Genomic DNA, 2782 nt, shown 5'->3' with positions numbered 1-2782 from the left:
TTTTTTACGTAAAGATGTTCATAAGCCTGATTTTCAAACCTGGGTGAAGGCTCCGAACGGATGTATTTTCGTTTTATTCGACCTTTTTTTTGAACTTCATTTAGAAAAATAATATACGGCTTTAATCCTGCCTGATGCGCAAGTATTTCACGCAGGGTTAGCTCACTTTTGTTCCTTACATGTTTCCAGGGTTTCCAATACGTAGAAAACGGCACATCTAAATCAAGTTTTCCTTCGTCATATAGTTTCATTAAGGCAAGCAAGGGACCTGTAATTTTTGTAACGGACGCAAGGTCATAGATGGCGTTCAGGGCTACTGGCTGGATACTGTCGTAAGTATAAAAGCCATAAGCTTTATGAAAAATGATATCACCTTTTTTCGCAACTAAAATCTGGGCGCCGGGAGAAGCATGGTTTTTAATTCCATTGGTGATAATAGAATCTACTTTTTGGTCAGTTTCCTTTGAAACCCTATCTATTGGGATAGATCTACTGGTAATTTTGTTAAGGGGATTATGTGAATTTGAATTTTCTTCAGAATTATCCTGCGCGTAGGACTTAGAAAATAAAATACCAAATAGTATTAAAATATAAAACCGATACTTAAAAAATAGAATTTTTGCCATAGGAGTGTATGGTAAAGTATTGGTAGAACGCAGGCTAACCCATTAATTTTACTGCATCTTTTGCAAAATAGCTGGCAATGATATCTGCACCTGCCCGCTTTATTGAGATCAACTGCTCCATCATAACGGAATCATGATCCAGCCAGCCTTTTTCTGCGGCTGCTTTAAGCATGGCATATTCTCCAGAAACCTGATATACTGCCACGGGCACTTCTACTTCATCTTTTATTTCTCTTACAATGTCCAGATAACAAATTCCAGGTTTTACCATAATAATATCAGCCCCTTCATCAACATCCATATGTGCTTCTTTTATGGCTTCTATTCTATTTGAAGGATCCATTTGGTAGGTCTGCTTATCTTTAGGAACATTGTCCTTTTTTACAGGAGCTGACTCCAAAGCGTCGCGGAACGGGCCATAAAAGCCACTTGCATACTTGGCGCAATAAGACATGATTCCGGTATTGGTTAATTCCTCATCTTCCAAAGCTTCTCTGATAATTTGTATCCTGCCATCCATCATATCACTGGGAGCAACAAAGTCTGCACCTGCCTCAGCATGTGAAATACTCATTTGTGCCAAAATCTCACTTGTCTCGTCATTAAGAATCTGACCATTAGCAACAATACCATCATGCCCATATGACGAATATGGGTCCAGAGCAACATCTGTCATAACCAACATATCGGGACAAGCGCTTTTAACCGAGTTAATTGCACGTTGCATTAAACCATGTTCATTTAGAGCTTCTGTTCCTTTATTATCCTTGAGTGATTCGGGCACTTTAACAAAAAGCAGAACAGCACAAAGGCCCATGCTCCAAAGTTCTTTTGCCTCTTTACCCAGATTATCGAGACTTAACCTATAGTAGTTAGGCATTGAAGGAATTTCTTCCTTAATTCCATGGCCTTCAACAATAAATAATGGGACTAAAAAGTCGCTGGGAGTTAAAATTGTTTCACGAACCAAATGTCTGATGGCATTATTTGCTCGTAATCTTCTATTTCTTCGAAGTGGATACATTGGTTTTATTTTAAGTTAAAGGTAACAGAAATGAATATATTCTAAATAATAATCTCACCTTTTAAATATGGAACCGCCCTCCCGGCAATTTTAACCCGTTTGTCCAGGAATTCACAATAAATATCACCGCCTCTTTTGGATAACTGTTTGGCTGCAAGTTTAGATTTTCCAAGGACCCTGGACCAATAGGGTATTAGGCTGGTATGGGCTGAGCCGGTAACGGGATCTTCATTGACTCCACATTGGGGAGCAAAAAAACGCGATACAAAATCTACATTGTCTCCAGGGGCGGAAACAATTACCCCCCGGGCATCTAGTTTATTGAGCAAAAAGAAATTGGGGTTCAATTGTTCAATGTCTTTCTGTGTATTATAAATAAGGAGATAGTCGGTCTTTCCTTTTAACGTATAAACCGGAGTCTTACCAATTGCTTCGTTAAGAGCTTGGGTTGGTTTTACAGGTTTAATTTCATCTGTTGGGAAATCCAATATTAATAGTCCATTTTCACCTTTTTCTACCTTTAATTTTCCACTTCTAGGTGAAAAAAACTCAATAAATGGGTCATTTAAATCATAATTATTAAATAAAACATAAGCCGTAGCCAGGGTCGCATGTCCACACAAATCTACTTCCAACTCAGGTGTAAACCATCTAATAATATATTGAGCACCATCTTTAACGGCAAATGCGGTTTCCGCAAGATTATTTTCCATGGCAATTTTTTGCATTATGCTATCTTTTATCCAGTTTTCCAGGATACAAACAGCGGCAGGATTACCGGAATACAACCGATCTGTAAAGGCATCTATTTGAAATATTTTTTGTAGCATTCTAAGAAGTATTTGCTTCTAAATTACAATTAAAAGCTATCAAACCCATGATCTTGGATTCTCCAATACTTTAATTAATCTGGCCTCCTCGCTGCCTCGATCCGGATGATGATCGTACTTCCATTGAACATGCGGAGGTAAGCTCATAAGAATACTCTCAATACGGCCATTTGTATTTAATCCAAAAAGTGTACCCTTGTCGTGAACCAGATTAAATTCAACATAGCGACCACGACGAATTTCCTGCCAATCCCTTTGTTTACTGGTATAATCGAGGGACTTTCTTTTTATAACAATTGGTA

General features: G+C 38.2%; 4 protein-coding genes. All 4 read right to left on the bottom strand.

Features of this window, described 5'->3' with window-relative positions:
- The coding region (locus tag WBN20_RS08485) for a serine hydrolase domain-containing protein (RefSeq protein ID WP_424281369.1) at positions 1 to 626 on the bottom strand (626 nt) is incomplete at its 3' end.
- A 34-nt stretch (positions 627 to 660) separates the two neighbouring features.
- The gene (hemB, locus tag WBN20_RS08480; RefSeq protein ID WP_424281368.1) at positions 661 to 1650 is read right to left on the bottom strand and encodes a porphobilinogen synthase; all 990 of its coding nucleotides are present in this window, start codon (positions 1648 to 1650) and stop codon (positions 661 to 663) included.
- A gap of 41 nt (positions 1651 to 1691) precedes the next feature.
- Positions 1692 to 2480: a PhzF family phenazine biosynthesis protein gene (locus WBN20_RS08475; RefSeq protein ID WP_424281367.1), complete on the bottom strand. Its 789-nt coding sequence runs from the start codon at positions 2478 to 2480 to the stop codon at positions 1692 to 1694.
- 39 nt (positions 2481 to 2519) lie between these two features.
- Positions 2520 to 2782: coproporphyrinogen III oxidase (locus tag WBN20_RS08470; protein ID WP_424281366.1), on the bottom strand; the 263-nt coding region annotated here is incomplete at its 5' end.

The organism is Eudoraea sp. (genome assembly GCF_049665975.1).
Taxonomy (GTDB): Bacteria; Bacteroidota; Bacteroidia; order Flavobacteriales; family Flavobacteriaceae; genus Eudoraea.
The sequence above is the reverse complement of the archived record's forward strand: the minus strand, read 5'-3'. Positions and strand labels throughout refer to the sequence as shown.

What these genes read in the sequence shown, in the direction of transcription:
- hemB (WP_424281368.1), bottom strand. Translation starts at nt 1,650, where the DNA reads ATGTATCCACTTCGAAGAAATAGAAGATTACGAGCAAATAATGCCATC.
- WBN20_RS08475 (WP_424281367.1), bottom strand. Translation starts at nt 2,480, where the DNA reads ATGCTACAAAAAATATTTCAAATAGATGCCTTTACAGATCGGTTGTAT.